15 protein-coding genes are annotated in these 21,140 nt (G+C 72.4%); 9 read left to right on the forward strand and 6 right to left on the reverse strand.

The features are described 5' to 3' along the window. Positions 1–85 precede the first annotated feature (85 nt). Positions 86–985, forward strand: a complete 900-nt coding sequence (locus ABD224_RS09560; protein ID WP_425580954.1) for a Rieske (2Fe-2S) protein — start codon at positions 86–88, stop codon at positions 983–985. Between the two features lie 131 nt (positions 986–1,116). Here the strand turns inward: ABD224_RS09560 and ABD224_RS09565 are convergent, their stop codons facing one another. The 4 genes from ABD224_RS09565 to ABD224_RS09580 form a co-directional block, all read right to left on the reverse strand. Further along, positions 1,117–3,357 carry a xanthine dehydrogenase family protein molybdopterin-binding subunit gene (locus ABD224_RS09565; RefSeq protein WP_344048959.1) on the reverse strand — a complete coding sequence of 747 codons (2,241 nt, stop codon included), beginning with the start codon at positions 3,355–3,357 and terminating at the stop codon, positions 1,117–1,119. Next, the gene (locus ABD224_RS09570) at positions 3,354–4,355 is read right to left on the reverse strand and encodes an FAD binding domain-containing protein (protein WP_344048960.1); all 1,002 of its coding nucleotides are present in this window, start codon (positions 4,353–4,355) and stop codon (positions 3,354–3,356) included. Before ABD224_RS09570 ends, ABD224_RS09565 begins: the two co-directional genes overlap by 4 nt. Before the next feature lie 10 nt (positions 4,356–4,365). Continuing rightward, on the reverse strand, positions 4,366–4,890 hold the full coding sequence (locus ABD224_RS09575) for a (2Fe-2S)-binding protein (RefSeq protein WP_344048961.1): 525 nt from the start codon (positions 4,888–4,890) through the stop codon (positions 4,366–4,368). A gap of 312 nt (positions 4,891–5,202) precedes the next feature. Further along, positions 5,203–5,904, reverse strand: a complete 702-nt coding sequence (locus ABD224_RS09580; protein ID WP_344048962.1) for a PepSY domain-containing protein — start codon at positions 5,902–5,904, stop codon at positions 5,203–5,205. A gap of 127 nt (positions 5,905–6,031) precedes the next feature. Here ABD224_RS09580 and ABD224_RS09585 point away from each other — a divergent pair, with 127 nt between their 5' ends. From ABD224_RS09585 to ABD224_RS09595, 3 genes are all read left to right on the forward strand, one after another. Continuing rightward, positions 6,032–6,718 carry a response regulator transcription factor gene (locus tag ABD224_RS09585; RefSeq protein WP_344048963.1) on the forward strand — a complete coding sequence of 229 codons (687 nt, stop codon included), beginning with the start codon at positions 6,032–6,034 and terminating at the stop codon, positions 6,716–6,718. Next, a complete protein-coding gene (locus tag ABD224_RS09590; protein ID WP_344048964.1) occupies positions 6,715–8,307 on the forward strand; it encodes a sensor histidine kinase in 1,593 nt (530 codons plus the stop codon). The genes ABD224_RS09585 and ABD224_RS09590 overlap by 4 nt, the downstream gene beginning before the upstream one ends. A 255-nt stretch (positions 8,308–8,562) precedes the next feature. After that, a complete protein-coding gene (locus ABD224_RS09595; protein ID WP_344048965.1) occupies positions 8,563–9,072 on the forward strand; it encodes an inorganic diphosphatase in 510 nt (169 codons plus the stop codon). A gap of 35 nt (positions 9,073–9,107) precedes the next feature. On the opposite strand, the gene ABD224_RS09600 is transcribed toward ABD224_RS09595, so the two are convergent. Together ABD224_RS09600 and ABD224_RS09605 are read right to left on the reverse strand one after the other, a co-directional pair. Next, positions 9,108–9,833 carry an FAD binding domain-containing protein gene (locus tag ABD224_RS09600; RefSeq protein ID WP_344049000.1) on the reverse strand — a complete coding sequence of 242 codons (726 nt, stop codon included), beginning with the start codon at positions 9,831–9,833 and terminating at the stop codon, positions 9,108–9,110. 313 nt (positions 9,834–10,146) lie between these two features. Then, a complete protein-coding gene (locus ABD224_RS09605) occupies positions 10,147–11,952 on the reverse strand; it encodes a bifunctional metallophosphatase/5'-nucleotidase (protein ID WP_344048966.1) in 1,806 nt (601 codons plus the stop codon). A gap of 256 nt (positions 11,953–12,208) precedes the next feature. On the opposite strand from ABD224_RS09605, the gene ABD224_RS09610 reads away from it, so the two are divergent. Genes ABD224_RS09610 through ABD224_RS09630 form a run of 5 tightly spaced genes read left to right on the forward strand, consistent with a single transcriptional unit; the run spans position 12,209 to position 21,105 of the window. Continuing rightward, a complete protein-coding gene (locus ABD224_RS09610; RefSeq protein WP_344048967.1) occupies positions 12,209–15,298 on the forward strand; it encodes an FAD-binding and (Fe-S)-binding domain-containing protein in 3,090 nt (1,029 codons plus the stop codon). A gap of 39 nt (positions 15,299–15,337) precedes the next feature. After that, positions 15,338–17,134 (forward strand): thiamine pyrophosphate-requiring protein, encoded by a 1,797-nt coding sequence (locus tag ABD224_RS09615; RefSeq protein ID WP_344048968.1) that lies wholly within the window; start codon positions 15,338–15,340, stop codon positions 17,132–17,134. Next, a complete protein-coding gene (locus tag ABD224_RS09620) occupies positions 17,131–18,240 on the forward strand; it encodes an enolase C-terminal domain-like protein (protein WP_344048969.1) in 1,110 nt (369 codons plus the stop codon). The genes ABD224_RS09615 and ABD224_RS09620 overlap by 4 nt, the downstream gene beginning before the upstream one ends. Before the next feature lie 19 nt (positions 18,241–18,259). Continuing rightward, positions 18,260–20,089, forward strand: coding sequence for a glycoside hydrolase family 15 protein (locus tag ABD224_RS09625; protein WP_344048970.1), 1,830 nt, complete (start codon positions 18,260–18,262; stop codon positions 20,087–20,089). Between the two features lie 2 nt (positions 20,090–20,091). Next, a complete protein-coding gene (locus ABD224_RS09630; protein WP_344048971.1) occupies positions 20,092–21,105 on the forward strand; it encodes an SDR family oxidoreductase in 1,014 nt (337 codons plus the stop codon). Positions 21,106–21,140: the final 35 nt, after the last annotated feature.

Raw genomic sequence — 21,140 nt, forward strand, 5'->3', positions numbered from 1 at the left:
TCACGAGCCGCTGCCGCACGCCGGGAAGACCCGGTGGGCCGCCCCGGCCGTTTGCCGTCCGCACGGAAGGGGGACCCGGCTGCCCATGAGCACACCGACACGGCGTCACCGGATGGGGCAGAACCGGGTCCTGCGGATGCTGGACCGCCTGGAACAGGAACCCCGGGCCGATGCGGTGATCGACGCGGCCGGCCGGGGCGTACGCGCCCTGCCGCTGCGCGGTGGCCGGGACCTGCTGCACGGCAGGTGGCTGGGGCACCCGCTGCACCCGCTGATGGTGCAGGTGCCCATCGGCACCTGGCTGTCCGCCGCGTTGCTGGACCTGTTCCCCGCACGCTCGCGCGAGGCCGGCCTGCTGGTCGGGGTCGGACTCGCCGCAGCCGCCCCCGCGGCCCTGGCGGGCACCGTCGACTGGGCGGAACTGCACCGCCGGCAGCAGCGCACCGGCCTGGTGCACGCCCTGGCCAACGCGACGGCCGTCGGCCTGTACGCCGCCTCGCTCGCCTGCCGTCTCAAGGGCCGCACGGGAGCGGGCCGTGCGCTCGGCTTCCTGGGGCTGACGGCGACCGGGGCCGGCGGCATGCTGGGCGGCCACCTCGCCTACCGGCAGGCGTCCGGCGCCAACCACGCGGAAGAGGTCCCGCACGTCGTCACGGAGGGCTGGCACCGGATCGGGGCCGTGGCCGAGTTCCCGGCCGGCCACCCGGTGCGGCGCAGCGTGGACGACGTGCCGGTGCTGGTCGTCCGTGAGTCCGGAGGGGCCTTCCACGCACTGGCCGACCGGTGCAGTCACCTCGCGGGACCGCTGTCCGAGGGCACCGTCGCCGACGGATGCGTGCGATGCCCCTGGCACGGGAGCGTCTTCCGGCTCTCGGACGGCTGGAACGTCCACGGCCCCGCCACCGCTCCCCAGCCCGCCTTCGACACCCGGATCGTCGACGGCCACGTGGAGGTGCGCCTGCGCGACCAGGACCCGGAGGAGTAGCCGGAGAACAGCGGGGAGACGGACCGGGCAGCCGGCCGGACAGCCGGGAGACGGACCGACGGCCGCACCCGGCGGAGCCGGGAGGCCCGGCTCAGCCGGAGGTCACAGCAGATCCTCGGTGCCGGAGGTCGTCACAGCAGGTCCTCGATCGTGATCGGGATCTTCCGCACCCGGCGGCCGGTCGCATGGTGGACGGCGTTCGCGATCGCGGCTCCGGCCCCGACCTGGCCGATCTCGCCCACGCCCTTGACGCCGAGCGGATTCACGACGTCGTCCTCGACCTCGACCAGTTCGACGTCGACGTCCGGGGCGTCCGCGTTGACGGCGACCAGGTACTCTCCCAGGCTCGTACTGGCCCAGCGTCCGGTGCGCGGATGCATGTGATCGGCCTCCAGCAGCGCCTGGCCGAGCCCCCAGAGCATGCCGCCCATCAGCTGGCTGCGGGCCGTCCTGGGATTGAGCACCCGGCCGGGGGCGAAGGCCCCGGTCATGCGCCGCACCCGGACCAGACCGAGTTCGGGGTCCACGGCCACCTCGGCGAACTGCGCCCCGAAGGTCATCATCGCGAACTCGCCGTCGCCGCGGGGCGGGCTCCATGTACCGGAGGCCTCGGCATCGGGCTGGGAGGTGCGGTGCAGCAGATCGGTGTACGTGTCGGAGGCGGAGCCGGCGGTCAACACCCCGTTCCGCACGACCACGCCGCCCGGGTCGACGCCGTGCAGCGGGGAGCCCGCGTCCATGACGGCATGGAGGACGAGCTGGTTGCGCAGGGCGGTCGCGGCACTGTGCACAGCGGCGCTGATCATGCCCGCTCCCGCGGAGCCCGCCGCGGTCGCGATGCTGGGCAGGTCCGTGTCGCCGTTCTCGAACCGGCAGCGGTCGACCGGTATGCCGAGGGCGTCGGCGGCGACCTGGGCCATGACCGTGGCGACCCCCGTGCCGAAGTCGGGGGTGGCGGCCTGGACGACGGCGGTGCCGTCGGCGTACAGACGAGCCCGCGCACGCTGCGGAGAGCCGGGCGCGACGACCGGATAGCAGGCACTGGCCATACCCGTTCCGATCAGCCAGTTCCCCTCGCGCCGCAGACCCGGCCGGGGGTCACGGTCCGCCCAGCCGAAACGCTCGGCGCCACGCCGGCAGCACTCCCGGAAACCGCTGCTGGACCACGGCAGGCCCGACGCGGGGCTCACCTCCGCGTGGTTGCGCAGACGCAGCTCGATCGGGTCCAGACCGAGTTCCTGGGCCAGTTCGTCCATCGCGCACTCGAGCGCGAGCATCCCGCTCGCCTCCCCGGGCGCCCGCATGAACGTCGGGGTCATCGTGTTGGCCCGGAAGACCCGGTGGACGCCCTCGAAGTCCGGGCAGGCGTAGAAGTCCGACGAGGCACTGACCGAAGGCTCGGCCCAGTCGTCGAAGAACGAGGTCGGCGACAGCTTGTGATGCCTGATCGCGGTCAGCCGGCCGTCGCGTGCGGCCCCCAGGGCGACGCTCTGTTCCTGCTCCTCACGGTGCCCCACCGAGGTGAACATCTGCTCGCGGCTCAGCATGAGCCTGACCGGCCGGCCGACCTCGCGCGCGGCCATCGCGGCCAGCGTCACATGCGCGTGGACCATGGCCTTGCAGCCGAAACTGCCTCCCACGTAGTGGCTGATGACCCGGACCTTCGACAGCGGGAGCCCGAGCAGCCGGGCGACGGTGATCTGAGTGGCGTTGACACCCTGGGTGGAGTCGTACAGCACCAGTTCGCCGCCGTCCCAGACGGCGGTGGTGCTCGCGGCCTCCAAGGGGTTGTGATGGTTCGCGGCGTACGTGAAGGCGGCCTCCACCCGCACATCCGCCCTGGCGAGGCCCGCCTCGACGTTCCCGCGCCGGATCCGGCCCGGCATCAGGCCACCGAAGATGCGATCGGGCACATACGTCTGGATGCGGCCCTGCTCCAGGGTGGTGACCGACGGTGTCTCCGCGTAGGAGACGCGCAGTACGCTCGCCGCGTGCCGGGCCCGTTCCCAGGTGTCGGCGACGACGATCGCGACGGGCTGGCCCGCGTAGTGGATCACGTCGTCCTGCAGGGGGAAGAAGGACTGCCCGGGAGCCGCGGTGCCGTCCAGGGAGGGGATCAGCGACGGCTGCTCCGCGATCCTCGGCAGGTTCTGGTGGGTGAGCACGGCGAGCACGCCCTCCTCCGCCCGGGCGGCGCTCGTGTCGATCCCGGTGACATGGCCGCTTGCGACACGGGACCCGACCAGGCAGGCGTAGGCCATGCCGGGGATCGGTATCTCGGCGGAGTAGCGGGCGCTGCCGGTGACCTTGGCGCGACCGTCGACACGGTCGAGAGGCTGTCCGACGGCCGTCGTGGTCGTTGTCGTCGTCATGCCGGGCTCCTGCTGGTGTCGCCCACGAGGGTTTCCAGGGCCCGTACGACGGTGCGCCGGGCGAGTTCCACCTTGAAGGCGTTCATGAGGGTCGGCCGGGCGTCGGCGAGTTCCACCCGGGCCGCCTGTGCGAAGGTGTCCCGGTTCGCCGGGGCCCCGATCAGGAAGTCCTCGATGCGCCGGGCCCGCCAGGGTGTGGTGGCCACCCCGCCGAGCGCCACCCGCAGGTCCGCGACGGTGCCGTCCACGACGGACACCGCGGCCGCCACCGAGGCGAGCGCGAACTCGTAGCTCTCGCGGTCCCGCACCTTCAGATAGAGCGAGTGACGCGCCACGGGCGTCGCGGGCACCTCGATCGCGGTGATCAACTCACCGTGCTCCAGCGGATGTTCACGGTGCGGAGAGTCTCCGGGGAGCAGGAAGAAGTCGTCGAACGCATAGGTCCGCTCGCCGTGGGGGCCCAGAGTGTGCACCCGGGCGTCGAGGGCCGCCAGCGCCACGGCGACGTCCGAGGGATGTGCGGCGATGCAGTGCTCGCTGACCCCCAGGACGGCGTGGTTGCGGCTGAACCCTTCGACGGCCGAGCAGCCGGTGCCCGGATCACGTTTGTTGCACGGCGACTGCGCGTCCCGGTAGTAGGGGCACCGGACCCGCTGCAGGAGGTTGCCGCCCATGGAGGCCATGTGCCGCAACTGCGCCGAGGCGCCGAGCTCCAGGGCCTGGCAGATCATCGGGAAGCGTTCACGCACCAGGGGCGACGCGGCGACCTCGCTCATCCGGGCGAGGGCCCCGATGCGCAGACCCCCTTCCCGGGTCGTCTCGATGTCCGCCAGCGGGAGGCGGTTGATGTCGACGAGCCGTCGTGGGTGCAGGACGTTCTGGCGGAGCAGATCGATCTCGGTGGTGCCGCCGGCGAGGAACTCGCTGGTGGGATCGGAACTGACGGCGGCGACCGCGGTCGCGGCGTCGGTGGCTCGGGAGTAGCTGATCGGCCGCACGGCAGAACTCCTAGGATCCGTCGCGGACGGCGCGAATCGCGGCCCGTATGCGGGGATAGGCGGCGCAGCGGCAGATGGTGCCGCTCATCCACTCCTTGATCTCGTCGTCGTCACCGGCGTGGCCCTCCTTGAGCAGTGCCACGGCCGACATGATCTGTCCAGGAGTGCAGTAGCCGCACTGAAAGGCGTCCTCGGCGATGAACGCCTGCTGCATGGCGTGCAGTTCGTCGCCCTCCGCGAGTCCCTCGACCGTGGTCACCTCGCGTCCCTCGCACGTCAGGGCGAGCGTCAGACAGGCCAGCACACGAGTGCCGTCCACCCAGACGGTGCAGGCGCCGCACGTCCCCTGGTCGCAGCCCTTCTTCGCACCGGTGAGAGAAAGGCGCTCCCGCAGTGCGTCGAGCAGGCTGACCCGGGGCTCGATCTCCAGGGAGTGCTCGACCCCGTTCACCGACAGGGTCACCCTGACCGGGCCCGGACCTCGTTCCTCGAGTGCTCGCCCACGTTCGGTGAGCGCCGGGTCGTGTACGGACATGAGGTACCTCCCGGGTCGGACGCTCTCATCGTCGTACCGTCATATATGTGACCCAAACGGGTGAAATCACGGATTTTGGCATGAGGCAGTACGGCGCCGGAGACGTGAAGCCCTGAGGCAGGGGTCTTTCAGTGCGGTCACTCCGCCCTCCCGGGGCACCGTCGGTGCGGCCGCCGCAGTCACCCGGCTTCGCGCACGACTGCGGCGGCACGTCCTGGCCGGCGCCTGTGTGCCGGCGTTCCCGAGAGCCCCCGTGACCTTGGGCGGGGTCGGGGCCATGGGCCGCGGACACCGAGCGTGTCCGGACGGTTCCTAGTCGTCGTACTTGTCGTCGTGGTCGTCGTCGTGGTGACCGGTGCCGATCTCGGCCTTCCCGGTGGACGCGTCCACGGTCACCTCGTACCGCCTGCCGTCCTCGCCCCGGATCTCCACCTCCCACGCGCCGGCCCGCCCGGCAACGTCGTCATCGTCGTCGGCGTCCACGGAGGTCACGGTGCCGGGCCGGACCGCGAGCGCGGCCTCGGCGGCGGCGCGGGCGTCGGTCCTGAACGCCATGATCGCGGCGGCTTCCGCCCTGTCGTCGGCGTCGTCCCTGCCGTCGTCCCGGTCGTCGTTCCTGTCGGTGGAGAGAACCCTGGCGTTCGTGGCGTCGACGGTCACGTCGTACTCGGTGCCGTTCCGCGTCAGGACCTCGACCTCCCAGACCGGGCCGCTCCGGCCCCGGTCGAGTTTCGCCGAGGACACCGTGCCGGGCACCGCCTTCAGCGCGGCGGCAAGGGCGTCCTGCACGGAGACCCGGGCGGACCGGGCCGCCGCGGCCCCGCTCCGGCCTGTGCCGGTGCCGGCGGCATCATCGGGGTCGTCGGCACCGTCGTGGCGGTCGTGCCGGGGGGAGGCGGTCATGCCGCCGCGGCTGTCGTCGTGGGAGCCGCCGACGGCGGTGAGAGCGGTGGCCGTGCCCCCGCCGATCAGAACGGCTGCGGCGGCCGCGGCGATGATGACCTTGCGCTTCACGATGGTTCCTCCTCGTGGCCCTGCCGACACGGTGTGTGCCGACGGGAACCACCGTGCCCGAGACATCCTGAAGCCAGGCTGAAGCAACCTGAAGCCGCCTTCAGGTTCGTTTTGCGAGGCTGTACCCATGCGGCTGCTGATCGTGGAGGACGAAAAGAGACTCGCCCGCTCCCTGGCCCAGGGACTGGCGGCCGAGGGATACGCCGTGGACGTCGTCCACGACGGCCGCGAGGGCCTGCATCAGGCCACCGAGCACCCCTACGACCTGATCATCCTCGACATCATGCTGCCGGGCATGAACGGCTACCGGGTCTGCCACGCCCTGCGCACGGCCGGCGACGACACCCCCATCCTGATGCTCACCGCCAAGGACGGTGAGTACGACGAGGCCGAGGGACTCGACACCGGCGCCGACGACTACCTGACCAAGCCCTTCTCGTACCTCGTCCTGCTCGCCCGCATCCGTGCCCTGCTGCGCCGCCGCACCGCCGCCGGCTCCGCCCCGCTGCTCAGCGTGGGCGACCTCAGCGTGGATCCGGCCACCCGGCGTGTCGCCCGCGGCGGACAGGACGTCGAACTGACGGCGAAGGAGTTCGCGGTCCTGGAGTTCCTCGCCGGCCGGGCCGGCCAGGTCGTGTCCAAGGCGGAGATCCTGGAGCACGTCTGGGACTTCGCCTACGGCGGGGATCCCAACATCGTCGAGGTGTACGTCAGCGCACTGCGCCGCAAGATCGACGCCCCCTTTGGGCGCAGATCGATCCGGACGGTACGCGGCGCGGGCTACCGGCTGATCGCCGACGGCGGTACGCCGTGAAGCGTTCGTTCCGCCCGTTCCGCTCGGTCAGGGCACGCACCGCTCTGTTCGCGACCACGGTCGTCGCCGTCGCCCTTGTCGTGGCCGGTACCGCCGTGGTGTGGGCGCTGCGCGGCAACCTCGTCTCCCAGGCGGATCTGCAGGCCGAGGTCACCGCCCGCGAGATCGCCTCCCAGATCGCCCTGGGCACCCCCTACGACAAGCTGGAACTGCCCGACGGCGACGAGAGCCCGGTCCAGGTCGTCGGCCCCCACCAGCGCGTTCGCGCGGCCGGTAAGGACCTGCAGGCGATCACTGGCACCTCCACCACCGCCGTGGCACCTGTCGCCGCCCCTGCCACCACCGCCCCGGCCACCGCCGCACCCCGCAGCAGCGACGACGACAACGACGACACCGACGACATCGGCGACTACGACGACAACGATGACGACCACGACGATGACGACAACGACGACCACGACGACTCCGGCAGCGCCCCCGGTCGTGGCGAAGTCTCCAACGACGTAGCCCATTCGACGGGCCGTGCCACCGTGAACGGCCGCACCGCCGACTACCGCTTCGCCGCTGTCATGGCGACCAGCCCCTTCGGCGAGACCGCCACCGTGTACGCGGGCGCACCCCTGGCCACCGAGCAGAAGGCCGTCCGCACCGTCGTCACGGCCATGCTCATCGGCCTGCCCCTGCTGCTGGCCGTCGTCGCCGGCGTCACCTGGCTGACCACCCGCCGCGCGCTGCGTCCCGTCGAGGACATACGCGCCGAACTGTCGGCCATCACCGCCTCCAGCGACCTCACCCGCCGGGTGCCCGAACCCGACTCCCACGACGAGATCGCCCGTCTCGCGGCCACCACCAACCGGACCCTGGCCGCCCTGGAGGCCTCCGTGGAGCAGCAGCGCCGCTTCGTCGCCGACGCCTCCCACGAACTGCGCAGCCCGATCGCCTCCCTGCGCACCCAGCTGGAGGTCGCCGCCGCCCACCCCGAACTCCTCGACCTGGAGGGCGCGGTGCAGGACACCGTACGGCTCCAGGACCTGGCCGCCGATCTCCTCCTGCTCGCCCGCCTCGACGCCGGGGAACAGCCGCAGGCAGTCCCCCTCGACCTCGACGACCTGGTACGGGAGGAAGTGGCCCGCCGCACCGACGCCCTTCCCGTCCACGTCACCCTCGAGACCCCGGTCCGTGTCGACGGCAGCCGCAGCCGGCTCTCCCGAGTCCTGCGGAACCTGCTCGACAACGCCCAGCGCCATGCCACCGGCTCGGTGACGGTCACACTGCACACCGAGGGCGCCACCGCGGTTCTGCGGGTCGCCGACGACGGGCCCGGTGTGCCCGTGGCGGAACGGGAGCGCATCTTCGAACGCTTCGTCCGCCTCGACGACGCCCGCACCCGCGACGACGGCGGAGCCGGCCTGGGGCTGGCCATCGTCCGCGACGTGGTCCGCCGTCACGGCGGCGACATCACCGTCGGCGAGGCCCCGAGCGGGGGAGCGCTCTTCGAGGTGCGGCTGCCGATGTCCGAGAACCACCGGGCAGCGCAGGAGCCCTCCGGCACCGTGGTGCGGCCCGAGGGACGGACCGGAGACGGCTGAGGGGGGAGTGAAGGCGGACTGGAGGAAGACTGAGGGAGGACTGAGGGAGGACTGAGGGAGGACTGAGGGAGGGGTGAACGGGCTGGAGACGGACTGAGTATGGAAGGAATGTGGACACGACCGGCCTGCGGGGCACCATGGACGTGGCGGGGCACTGTGGAGATGCATGTCCGGCGTGCCGGCGGCAGGGTTCACCGCACACCGTGGCTCATGCCACTGATGGCCCTGGTCCTCTGACGTGGCCAGGAGGCGACCGTGGAATTCGACGTGGTCGTGGAGATCCCCGGGGGATCCCGCAACAAGTACGAGATGGACCATGAGCTGCACCGCATCCGGCTGGACCGGATGCTGTTCACCGCGACCAGGTATCCGGCCGACTACGGCTTCATCGAGGGGACGCTCGGACGCGACGGGGACCCGCTCGACGCACTCGTCCTGGTCGACGAACCGACGTTTCCCGGGTGCGTGATCGAGTGCCGGGCCGTCGGCATGTTCTGCATGAGGGACGAGCAGGGGCCGGACGACAAGGTCCTGTGCGTGCCCGCCCACGATCCGCGCCACTCCCACATCCAGGACCTGGCGGACATCCCCGATTTCGACCAGCTGGAGATCACTCACTTCTTCGAGGTCTACAAGGACCTCGAGCCCGGCAAGAGCGTCGAGGGCTCGCACTGGGAGGGCAGGGAGCAGGCGTACGCCGAGATCGAGGCCGCCCGTGCCCGGGCCGCTCAGTCGGTGCCGAGCGGCCGTGAGACCCCTGAGTGACCGCGGTCCGCGGGGGACGGCAGGCGACCGGCCGGTCAGCCGGCCGAGGCCAGGACGCCGGTGACATGCCGGCGCACGTCCTCCCAGGCCGCGGGGGACAGGGTGGGGAAGGCCGAGTGGCGCAGGGTGCGCAGAAGCTGTTCGGTGCCGTCGGCGCACGGGACGCTGCCGGTGAGCACGTCGTAGCCGTCGCGCACGGCCACACGGAGACGGCGTGAGGAGGCGTGCCCCTCGTGCTCCTCGTGCACGGCCGCCGCGACGACCAGCGGCGGCGGGCCGCCCACTTCGCCGGGCTGCTTGTAGTGAGCGCAGGCGAGCGGTTCGCGCCAGTGGAGGCTGAGCAGCAGGTGGTGCTTGGCCAGGACCTCGGTGAGGTCGGTCTCACGGACCCCGTCCGGCTCCAGCACGGTGGCCCGTGCGTCGAGCACGAGTGCCGACGGCAGCAGGCAGCGCAGCGCGCTGCCGACCAGGTTGCCGCCGACGGTGGCGGCCCGGCGTACGGCTCCGGTGCCCACCGAGGCCGCGGCGTCGCGCAGTACCCGGGGCACACGGTCGTCGATCCGGTCGAGCACCACGGCGGCGCCCAGCGACCTGGGCCCGAGCACGTTCGCCTCGGGCACATGGCGCAGTGACATGGCCTGCTCGGGAAAACCTTCGCGCTGCCAGATGGCCCACACAAGGGTCGCCCCGCCCACGGGCACCGCCCCTTCGGCCAGATACTGCTGTGCTTCGGTCACGGACACGGGCAGACGCAGCAACACGGCGACCGACCTGCCTTTCTGAAGCCGGAGCAACGGGGACTGTCCGACGCGCAGTCTTCCCGCCGGGGCGGAGGCGCGTACAGGGCTCACCGCAGCACCGTGCACACCCCCGGCGCATACGGATCCCGGTCCGGGGGCGGGCTCGGCGGAGGCACGACCGCCGGCTGCGCCGTGTGCGCGGTGTGCCTCCGCCGAGGGGCGGGCCCCGCGGGGCCCGCCCCTCGTCCGGCCGATGCGTCCGGCCGATGCGTCCGGCCGATGCGTCCGGCCGATGCGTCCGGCCGATGCGTCCGATCGGCTCGTCCGGTGACCGCTACCGGATGACGGTGATCCGGTCGGCCGCCGTCGGCGTGTACGGCGCGGCGGGCGAGGAGTGCGCCGTGAGGTAGTCGACCAGGGCGGCCAGGTCGTCGCCGCCGACGAGCTGGCGGGTGCCGTTCGCCAGTTCGCTGAAGCCGTCACCGCCGCCGGCCAGGAAGGAGTTCACGGCGACGCGGTAGGTGGCGGCCGGGTCGATCGGCTTGCCGTTGAGCCTGATGGAGTCCGTCACCACCCGGTCGGCGCCCGACTTGGTCAGATCCAGGGTGTAGGTGAAACCCTCGGAGACCTGCAGGAACTTCGGAGCCTCGGCGTTGCTGCCGCTGACCTGCTGCTGGAGCACGGTGATCAGCTGGGCGCCGGTCAGGTCCTTGATGTTGACCGTGTTGCTGAACGGCTGCACCGTGAAGCCCTCGGCGTAGGTCACCACACCGTCGCCCTCACTGCCGGAGGCGGCATAGACCAGATCGGCACGGATGCCGCCCGGGTTCATCAGGGCCAGGTCGGTGCTGCTGTCCAGGGTCCTGGCGTACGCCAGCTGCGCGTCCGCGATCAGATCGCCCAGCGGGGACTCGACGGCGCCCTCGGCGCCCCGCGGGATGTCCTGGGAGATGTATCCGATGGCCTTGCCGGCGACCGGGGCGGCCAGGGTCTGCCAGTAGTCGATCAGCCGCGTCATGTCGGCCGCCCTGGGCCGGGTGCGGTCCACGACACGGTTGGAGCCCTTGACCGTGGCGCGGACGATGTCGTGGCTGCGCAGGTCGTACTTCATGGTCAGCTCGGTGAAGAGCCGGCCGAAGGAGGCGGCGCTGGTCACCAGACGGGGCAGGCCCGCCGGGTCCGGGATGGTGCACACATACGCGTTGTGGGTGTGCGCGGTGACGAGGGTGTCGACCTCCGGGGAGACCTTTCTGGCGATGTCCACGATCGGCCCGCTCAGCCCGGAGCCGCTGCCGCCCGCGTCGCAGTCGTAGTTGTACGCCGGGGAGGCCGGGTAGCCGCCCTCGTGGATGAGGGCCACGATCGCGCGCACGCCCCGCCGCTGGAGTTCCCTGGTGTACTTGTTGATCGTCTCGGCCTCGTCGAGGAACTTCAGCCCCTTGACCCCCTCGGCGGAGACGATGTCCGGGGTGCCCTCGAGAGTGACGCCGATGAATCCGACCCGCGCACCCTTGACGTTCTTGATGACGTACGGCTTGAGCAGCGGTTTGCCGGTCTTCTCGTTCACCACGTTGGCCGACAGGATCGGGTAGTCGGCGCCCTTGAACGTACGGCCCCTGGCGTAGCAGCCGTCGACCGGGTGGCAGCCGCCGTTCTGCAGGCGCAGCAGCTCGTCCTTGCCCTCGTCGAACTCGTGGTTGCCGACGCCGGCGACGTCCAGACCGAGCTTGTTCATGGCCTCGACGGTCGGCTCGTCGTGGAACAGACCGGACAGCAGCGGGCTGGCGCCGACCAGGTCACCGGCGGCGACGGTCAGCGAGCGGTCGTGTCCCTTGCGCGCGGCGCGCAGACTGCTCGCCAGGTACTCCGCGCCACCGGCGTCGATGCTCGTCGTGGTGCCGTCGGGCCGCAGCTCGGTCACCCGGCCGGAGGAACCGGTGGGCGGCTCCAGATTGCCGTGGAAGTCGTTGATGGCGAGGAGCTGAAGATCCGTGATGTGAGGGTGGTGCCCTCCGGCGGGGTGGGAGCGCGCGGGGGCGGCCGCGGTGAGCGCACCGACGGTGGCCAGCGCGGCGGCGGTGGCGAGTGCCGCGGTGACGGCTCTTCGCGGAGCCGGGCGGCGGAAGCGAATCGGCGACATGGTCTCTTTCTGTCGTGTTCCGAACAAGCTAAAGGACGGCAGGTCGCAGCCTAGGGTCAACGCGCGTAGTTGTCAGGGCGTTCGGGTGATTTCAGGTGACGAGGAGGCTGCCGTCAGGAGGAATCCGCCGCCTCGGTCCTCAAAAAAAACCGGCCTTGCGCACCGCGGGGGCGGGTACCCGAGGCAGGCGCCGGCGGCCGGACCGCCGCTCGCAGGCCCAGGACGTTCCGCACGGTCCCGGAAGGCGGTTGCTCCCATGGGTCGCATTTCCCCTCTCACCGCCCCCGCAGGGGACGTGGCCGGTCTCGAGGCGGCGCTGCGCGAGGCCGTGGACGGCGAGATCCGGTTCGACGCCGGGAGCAAAGGCGCGTACGTCACCGACGGCTCCAACTACCGGCAGGTCCCGATCGGCGTCGTCGTCCCGCGGAACGTGGAGGCCGGGGCGCGGGCCGTGCGGGTGTGCGCCCGGTTCGGCGCGCCGGTGCTCTCCCGCGGCGGCGGCACCAGCCTGGCGGGCCAGTCCACGAACACCGCCGTGGTGATCGACTGGACCAAGTACTGCCACGCCCTGATCTCCGTCGACCCCGACGCGCGCACCTGCGTGGTCGAACCGGGCATCGTCCTCGACACGCTCAACCAGCGGCTGTCCGGGCACGGCCTGCAGTTCGGCCCGAAGCCCTCCACCCACAGCCAGTGCGCGCTGGGCGGCATGATCGGCAACAACTCGTGCGGCGCGTCCGCACAGGCGTACGGCAAGACCGTCGACAACGTCCGCCGGCTGGACGTCCTCACCTACGACGGGCTGCGCATGCGGGTGGGGCCGACGTCCGGGGCCGAGCGGGCCCGGACCGTCGCCGAGGGCGGCCGGAAGGCGGAGATCTACGCCGGCCTGGACCGCATCGTCACCGAGTACCTGGCCGACATCCGGCGCGGCTTTCCGCGGATTCCCCGCCGGGTCTCCGGCTACAACCTCGACTCGCTGCTGCCGGAGAACGGCTTCGACGTCGCCCGGGCCCTGGTCGGCAGCGAGGGCACCCTGGTGACCGTGCTGCGCGCCGAACTCGGCCTGGTGCCCGTGCCGGCGTGCCAGTCCCTCCTGGTGCTCGGCTACGAGGACATCTGCCGGGCCGGCGACGACGTCCCCCGTCTGCTGCGGCACTGCTCGCCCGGCCAGCTGGAGGCGCTGGACGGGCGGATGGCGCAGTTGATGCGCGAGGAGGGCGTCCACCTGGACTCCCTCGGTGTCCTTCCCGAGGGCGACAGCTGGCTTCTGGTGCAGTACAGCGGTGACAGCCGGGAGGACGTCGACGAGCAGGCGCACTCCCTGCTGCGTGCCCTCGGCCGCAGCGAGAAGGACCCGGATGTGGCCTTCTCCGACGACCCCGAGCGTGAGCAGAGGATGCTCAAGGCCCGCGAGGCCGGGCTCGGCGTGACCGCGCGGCCGCCGGACGACCGGGAGACCTGGGAGGGCTGGGAGGACTCCGCCGTTCCGCCGGACCGGCTCGGCGACTATCTGCGCGACCTCAAAAAGCTGTTCGAGGAGTTCGGCTACGACCACCCCTCTCTGTACGGGCACTTCGGGCAGGGCTGTGTGCACACCCGCATCCCGTTCGGGCTGAGGACCGCCGAGGGCGTCGCCGGCTTCCGCCGCTTCGTCGAGCGGGCCGCCGACCTGGTGACCTCCTACGGCGGCTCCCTGTCCGGCGAGCACGGCGACGGCCAGTCCCGGGGCGAGCTGCTGACCCGGATGTTCGGCGAGCGCCTGGTGACCGCCTTCGGTGAGCTGAAAGCAGTGTTCGACCCGGACAACCGGATGAACCCGGGCAAGGTCGTCGACCCGAACCCGGTCGACGGACAGCTCCGCCTCGGCCCCGCCTGGCGGCCGGCCGCACCGAGGACGCACTTCGGCTATCCGGAGGACGAGCACTCCTTCACCCGCGCGGTGATGCGCTGCGTCGGCATCGGCAACTGCCGCAGCCACCACGGCGGCGTGATGTGCCCCTCCTACCGGGCCACCCTGGAGGAGGAGCACTCCACGCGGGGCCGGGCCCGGCTGCTGTTCGAGATGCTCGGCGGGCACACGGACTCCACGATCACCGACGGCTGGCGCTCCACCGAGGTCCGCGACGCGCTCGACCTGTGCCTGGCCTGCAAGGGCTGCAAGTCGGACTGCCCGGTCGGCGTCGACATGGCCACCTACAAAGCCGAGTTCCTCTCCCACCACTACGCGGGACGGCTGCGCCCGGCGGCCCACTACTCCCTGGGCTGGCTGCCGGTGCTGGCCCGGCTCTCCCGCATCGCCCCGTCACCGGCCAACGCCCTGCTGCACGCACCCGGCCTGAGCCGTATCGGCAAACGACTGGCCGGGGTGACCGGGGAACGGGCGGCCCCGGTGTTCGCCCGGCAGTCCTTCCTGCAGTGGTGGCAGGCGCAGACCCAGGAGCGGAACGGGGCGGAACCCGACCCGGCCGACCCGCGGACCGTCGTGCTGTGGCCCGACACCTTCAGCACCTACTTCCACCCGTCCGTCGCCATCTCGGCCGTACGGGTCCTCCGGGACGCGGGATTCGAGGTGACCGTGCCCACCCGGCCCGTGTGCTGCGGCCTGACCTGGATCTCCACCGGCCAGCTGACCGTCGCCGAGAAGGTGCTGCGCCGCACCCTGGACGTGCTGCGGCCCCACCTGGAGGCCGGCACCCCGGTCATCGGCCTGGAACCCTCCTGCACGGCGGTGTTCCGGGCCGACGCGCCCGAGCTGATGCCCGCCGATCAGGACGTCCAGCGGCTGTCCGGACAGGTCCGCACCCTCGCCGAACAGCTGGTGCACCACGCGCCCGAGGGCTGGGAGCCACCGGAACTCGCCCGGCGGGCGACCGTGCAGACCCACTGCCACCAGCACGCGATCATGAAGTTCGACGCCGACCGGGAGCTGATGCGCCGCGCCCGCCTGGACGCCGACGTCCTGGACGAGGGCTGCTGCGGCCTGGCCGGCGACTTCGGCTTCGAACGCGGCCACCACGAGATCTCCATGGCCGTCGCGGAACAGGGCGTCCTGCCCGCTGTCCGCGAGGCCGCCCCCGACAGCCTGGTCCTCGCCGACGGCTTCAGCTGCCGCACCCAGATCGACCAGGGCGGCACCGGCCGCCGGGCCCTGCACCTGGCCGAGGCGCTGGCCCTCGGCCTCGAGGGGAACCTGCCCGGCCGGCAGCCCGAACGCCTGGCCGAGCGGCCCTCCCCGCCCTCCCGGACGGCCCGGTGGGCCACCACCGCCGGCGCCGCGGCCCTCACCGCGGCCGCCGCGGCCGCGGCCGTCCGGCCGGCCCTGCGGCCTTCGCGCCACCCGTGACCACGCCCGACAGCAACCACCCCGGAAAGGTCCCCGCACATGTCGATGAAGGTCTCCGACCACGTCCTCGAACGCCTGCGCGACTGGGGGGTGGAGCACGTCTTCGCCTACCCCGGCGACGGCATCAACGGGCTGCTCGCGGCCTGGGGCCGCGCCGACGACAACCCCCGGTTCATCCAGGCCCGCCACGAGGAGATGGCCGCCTTCGAAGCCGTCGGCTACGCCAAGTTCTCCGGCCGGGCCGGCATCTGCGCCGCCACCTCCGGCCCCGGCGCCATCCACCTGCTCAACGGCCTGTACGACGCCAAGCTCGACCACGTCCCGGTCGTCGCGATCGTGGGACAGACCGACCGCAGCGCCATGGGAGGCTCCTACCAGCAGGAGGTCGACCTGCTCAGCCTCTACAAGGACGTCGCCTCCGACTACGTCGAGATGGTCACCGTCCCCGAACAGCTGCCCAACGTGATCGACCGGGCGATGCGCACCGCGACGGCCCGCCGCACGGTGACGGCCGTCGTCCTCCCCGCCGATGTGCAGGAACTCGACTACACGCCGCCCGAGCACGCCTTCAAGATGGTGCCCTCCAGCCTCGGCATGCCGCACTACGCGCTGGTGCCCACCGACGACGACCTCACCCGCGCCGCCGAGGTGCTCAACTCCGGGGAGAAGGCCGCCCTCCTCATCGGGCAGGGTGCCCGCGGGGCACGCCAGGAGGTCATGGCGGTCGCCGACCGGCTCGGCGCCGGCGTCGCCAAGGCACTGCTGGGCAAGGACGCCCTGGACGACGACCTGCCGTACGTCACCGGCGCCATCGGCCTGCTGGGCACCCGCCCGTCGTACGAGCTGATGAGGGACTGCGACACCCTCCTCGTGATCGGCTCGTCCTTCCCGTACACGCAGTTCCTGCCGGAGTTCGGCCAGGCGCGGGCCGTTCAGATCGACATCGACCCGCACATGGTCGGCATGCGCTACCCGTTCGAGGTGAACCTCGTCGGCGACGCCCGCGAAACCCTGATCCGGCTGCTGCCGCTGCTCGAAGGAGACCGGGACAGGAGCTGGCGCCAGAAGGTCGAGAAGGACACCGCCCGCTGGTGGGAGGTCATGCAGCGGCGCGCCGCCGTCGACGCCGACCCGATCAACCCCGAGTACGTCGCACACGCCCTCGACGACCTGCTGCCCGACGACGTCGTCCTCGCCGCGGACTCCGGCTCCGCCGCCAACTGGTACGCCCGCCATCTGAGGCTGCGCGGCGCCATGCGCGGCTCCCTGTCCGGCACGCTGGCCACCATGGGCCCCGGAGTGCCGTACGTCATCGGTGCCAAGTTCGCCCACGGCGACCGTCCGGCGATCGCGCTGGTCGGCGACGGGGCGATGCAGATGAACGGCATGGCCGAGCTGATCACCGTCGCCAAGTACTGGCAGGAGTGGAGCGATCCGCGGCTGATCGTGGCCGTCCTGAACAACCAGGACCTCAACCAGGTCACCTGGGAGATGCGCGCCATGACCGGCGCCCCGCAGTTCCTGCCCTCCCAGTCCATCCCGGACGTCGCCTACGCCGACTTCGCCCGCCTGATCGGCCTGCACGGCCTGCGGATCGAGAAGCCCACCGAGGTGCGGGACGCCTGGGAGAGCGCGCTCGGCTCCGACAGGCCCTGTGTGCTCGACTTCGTCACCGACCCGGCCGTGCCGCCCATCCCGCCGCATGCCGGTCTCGACCAGATCGAGGCCGCCGCGACCGCCGTCCTCAAGGGCGACAGCGACCGCGCCGCCATGGTCCGCCAGGGGCTCAAGGCCAAGGTGCAGGAGTTCCTGCCCGGCGGGAAGGACCGCAAGTGAGCGACCTCCCGGCCGTGGAGCGGGTGGACACCGCCGCATTCACCGTTCCCACCGACGCCCCTGAAGGGGACGGCACCCTGAGCTGGGACAGCACCACGCTCGTCCTGGCCGCCGCCCGCTGCGGGGACGTCACCGGCCTCGGCTACACCTATGCGCCTTCCGCCACGGCCCGCGTCGTCGACGGCCTGCTCGCCGGTGTCGTCACCGGGGCACCGGCGCTGGACGTGCCGCGGGTGAACGAGGCCATGCACCGCGCGGTCCGCAACGCGGGCCTGCCCGGCGTGGCCGCCCAGGCGATCGCCGCCGTCGACATCGCCCTGTGGGACCTCAAGGCCCGCCTGCTCGACCTGCCGCTGGTACGGCTGCTCGGCGCCGCCCGCGAGGAGGTGCCCGTCTACGGCAGCGGCGGCTTCACCACGTACGACGACGCCCGGCAGGAGCGGCAACTGCGCGGCTGGGTCGAGGACGAGGGCATCCCCCGCGTCAAGATCAAGATCGCCGAGTCATGGGGGCGGCGGGAGGACCGCGACCGGCGGCGCGTGAGCAGGGCCCGCACTGTCATCGGCGACACGGCGGACCTGTACGTCGACGCCAACGGCGGCTACGACGCCAAACAGGCCCTGCGGGTCGGCCGGGCGCTCGCCGACGAGGGCGTGACCTGGTTCGAGGAGCCGGTCTCCTCCGACCACCTCACCCTTCTCGGCCTGATCCGTGAGCAGCTCGCCCTGGACGTCGCCGCCGGCGAGTACGGCTACACCCTGCCGTACTTCGAGCACATGCTGGCCGCCGGTGCGGTCGACTGCCTCCAGGCCGACGTCACCCGGTGCGGCGGCATCACCACCTGGCTGCGCGCCGCAGCGCTCGCCCAGGCCCGCGGCATCGACCTCTCCGGCCACTGCGCCCCGCACGCCCACGCCCATGCCGCCGCGGCCGTGCCCAACCTGCGGCACCTGGAGTGGTTCCACGACCACGTACGCGTCGAACGCCTGCTGTTCGACGGCGTCCTCGACCCCGGCGGCGGCAGCATCACGCCCGGAGCCGACGGCGCGCCCGGGCTGGGACTGACCCTCGCCGGCGAGCGCGCGCAGACGTACCGCGTGGCCTGACGGAAGGGAGCCGGCAGACATGAACACCGCCTCCTCCTGCCCCCCGCACGCGCTGCACGCCTATGCGCTGCTGGCCGACGGGGAACGCGGGGCGCTGATCGGACCGGACGGCGCCGTCAGCTGGCTGTGCGCCCCCGCCTGGCACGACGACGCCGTGTTCGCCTCCCTCATCGGCGGCGCGGGCGCCTACACGATCAGTCCGCGCAGCCGCTGGGTGCCCGGTGGCTACTACGAGGACGGCACCCTGATCTGGCGCAGCCGCTGGGTCACCGATGACGGCGTCGTCGAGTGCCGGGAAGCCCTCGCCTTCCCCGGCGAGGCGAGCCGTCTGATCCTGCTGCGCCGGCTGCTCGCCGTCGACGGCACCGCCCACCTGCGCGTCGTCCTCGACGCCTGTGCCGACTACGGCCGCACCCGGCAAACCTCTCCGCACCGCGACGACAACGGCGTCTGGCACCTGGACGCAGGCCCTCACCACCTGCGCTGGCAGGGCGCCGCGCCGGCCGCCGTCCGCGGCGGGGCACTGACCGCCGACCTCGTGCTCGGGCCCGGCGAGCACCACGACCTGGTTCTGGAGTGCTCCGACCGCCCGCTGCCGCCCGCCCCGCCACGGGCCGACCGGACCTGGGCCGCCACCGAGCGCGCCTGGCGGCAGAACGTGCCCGCCCTGGAGCGGACCATCGCCCCGCGCGACGCCCGGCGCGCCTGCGCCGTCCTGCGCGGGCTGACCCACCACGGCGGCGGCATGGTCGCCGCGGCCACCACCAGCCTGCCCGAACGCGCCGAGGCCGGCCGCAACTACGACTACCGGTACGTGTGGATCCGCGACCAGAGCTACGCCGGACAGGCCGCGGCCCTCGCCGGCGCCCCCGGACTCCTGGACGCCGCCGTGGGTTTCATCGGCGAACGGCTGCTCGCCGACGGACCGGGCCTCGCCCCCGCCTACACCGTGCACGGCACACCGGTCCCCGGACAGCGGGAACTCGACCTGCCCGGCTACCCCGGCGGTTCCAGCCGGATCGGCAACCAGGTGGAGAAGCAGTTCCAGCTGGACTGCTTCGGCGAGGCCCTGCTGCTGCTCGCCGCCGCCGAACGCCAGGGCCGGCTGGACACCGACGCCTGGAAGGCCGCCGGGCTCGCGGTCGAAGCGATCGGCGAGCGATGGCGGGAACCCGACGCCGGCATCTGGGAACTGGACCCCCGCCCCTGGACGCACAGCCGGCTCATCTGCGTCGCCGGACTGCGCGCCCTGGCCGGCGCCGCTCCCGGCCGGCCGCTCGCCGACACCTGCACACGCCTCGCCGACACCGTGCTCGCGGCGGTCTCGGCCACCTGCGTGCACCCCGACGGGTACTGGCAGCGCACCCCGGACGAGCCCGCCACCGACGCCGCCCTGCTGCTGCCCGCCCTGCGCGGCGCCCTGCCCGCCGACGACCCGCGCACCCGTGCCACCCTGGCCGCCTGCCGCGAGCAACTGGCCCAGGACCACTTCATCTACCGCTTCCGCCACGACGACCGGCCCCTGCAGGAGGCCGAGGGCGCGTTCCTGCTGTGCGGGTTCCTCATGGCGCTGTCCGAGCACGAACAGGGCCACGAGGTCGAAGCGCACCGCTGGTTCGAACGCAACCGCGGCGCCTGCGGAGCGTCGGGACTGTACGCGGAGGAGTTCGACATCGCCCAGCGCCGGCTGCGCGGCAACCTCCCGCAGACCTTCGTCCACTCCCTGCTGCTGGAGACCGCCGCCCGTCTGGCCCAGGGCCCCGAGCCGCTCGGCGCGCACCACCGGACAAGCCACAGGACGAACAGCCGGACGAGCCGCGGGACCAGCCGCGGGACAAGAAGGAACTGACCATGCCTCAGACCGTCGTCATCACCGGCGCCAGCGCCGGCATCGGCCGCGCCGTCGCCCGCCTGTACGGCGAGCGCGGCGCCAACGTCGTCCTGATCGCCCGCGGACGGGCCGGTCTGGACGCCGCCGCCCATGAGGTCGAGGAGCTCGGCGGCACAGCGCTGGTACGGGTCGCCGACACCGCCGCCGCCGAGCAGATCGAAGAGGCCGCCACGGCCGCCGAGCAGGCCCTCGGCCCCATCGACGTATGGATCAACTGCGCGTTCACCAGCGTCTTCGCACCCTTCGACGAGATCACCGCCGAGGAGTACGAACGGGTCACCCACGTGACCTACCTCGGCTTCGTCAACGGCACCCGCAGCGCGCTGAAGCGGATGCTGCCGCGCGACCGCGGCACCATCGTGCAGGTCGGCTCGGCACTGGGGGAGCGAGCCATCCCGCTCCAGTCGGCGTACTGCGGGGCCAAGCACGCCATCAACGGCTTCACGTCCTCCCTGCGCACCGAACTGCTGCACCGCGGCAGCAACGTACGGGTGACCATCGCCCAGATGCCGGCCGTCAACACCCCGCAGTTCTCCTGGGTGCACTCCCGGCTGCCCAGGCACCCGCAGCCCGTCCCGCCGATCTACCAGCCGGAGGTCGCCGCCCGGGGCGTGGTGCACGCCGCCGACCACCCCGGCCGCAAGCAGTACTACATCGGCCCCAGCACGTGGGCGACGGTCTGGGGCAACCGCCTGGCCCCCGCCCTGCTCGACCGTTATCTGGCCCGCACCGGCTTCGACTCCCAGCAGACCGACCGGCTGCCCCCGAGCGGCCGGAGCAACCTCTACGAGCCCGTCGACCAGGAGGAGGGCTGCGACCACGGTGCCCACGGCCCCTTCGACGACTCCGCGCACAGCCGGTCCTTCGGGGCCGGTCTGGCCCGTCACCCCGCCCTCGTCGTCTCCGGGCTCGCCCTCGGTGCCGCCGCGGCGGCGGGAGCGGCCGTGCGGCGCGGCCTCGCAGGACGTTCGTGACCCCGGTCTTCGATCGGGCGGGCGGAGCGGCGGGG

Source organism: Streptomyces thermoalcalitolerans (genome assembly GCF_039525155.1).
Lineage (GTDB): Bacteria > Actinomycetota > Actinomycetes > Streptomycetales > Streptomycetaceae > Streptomyces > Streptomyces thermovulgaris.

What these genes read in the sequence shown, in the direction of transcription:
- ABD224_RS09560 (WP_425580954.1), top strand. Translation starts at nt 86, where the DNA reads ATGAGCACACCGACACGGCGTCACCGGATGGGGCAGAACCGGGTCCTG.
- ABD224_RS09565 (WP_344048959.1), bottom strand. Translation starts at nt 3,357, where the DNA reads ATGACGACGACAACGACCACGACGGCCGTCGGACAGCCTCTCGACCGT.
- ABD224_RS09575 (WP_344048961.1), bottom strand. Translation starts at nt 4,890, where the DNA reads ATGTCCGTACACGACCCGGCGCTCACCGAACGTGGGCGAGCACTCGAG.
- ABD224_RS09585 (WP_344048963.1), top strand. Translation starts at nt 6,032, where the DNA reads ATGCGGCTGCTGATCGTGGAGGACGAAAAGAGACTCGCCCGCTCCCTG.
- ABD224_RS09605 (WP_344048966.1), bottom strand. Translation starts at nt 11,952, where the DNA reads ATGTCGCCGATTCGCTTCCGCCGCCCGGCTCCGCGAAGAGCCGTCACC.
- ABD224_RS09610 (WP_344048967.1), top strand. Translation starts at nt 12,209, where the DNA reads ATGGGTCGCATTTCCCCTCTCACCGCCCCCGCAGGGGACGTGGCCGGT.
- ABD224_RS09615 (WP_344048968.1), top strand. Translation starts at nt 15,338, where the DNA reads ATGTCGATGAAGGTCTCCGACCACGTCCTCGAACGCCTGCGCGACTGG.
- ABD224_RS09625 (WP_344048970.1), top strand. Translation starts at nt 18,260, where the DNA reads ATGAACACCGCCTCCTCCTGCCCCCCGCACGCGCTGCACGCCTATGCG.
- ABD224_RS09630 (WP_344048971.1), top strand. Translation starts at nt 20,092, where the DNA reads ATGCCTCAGACCGTCGTCATCACCGGCGCCAGCGCCGGCATCGGCCGC.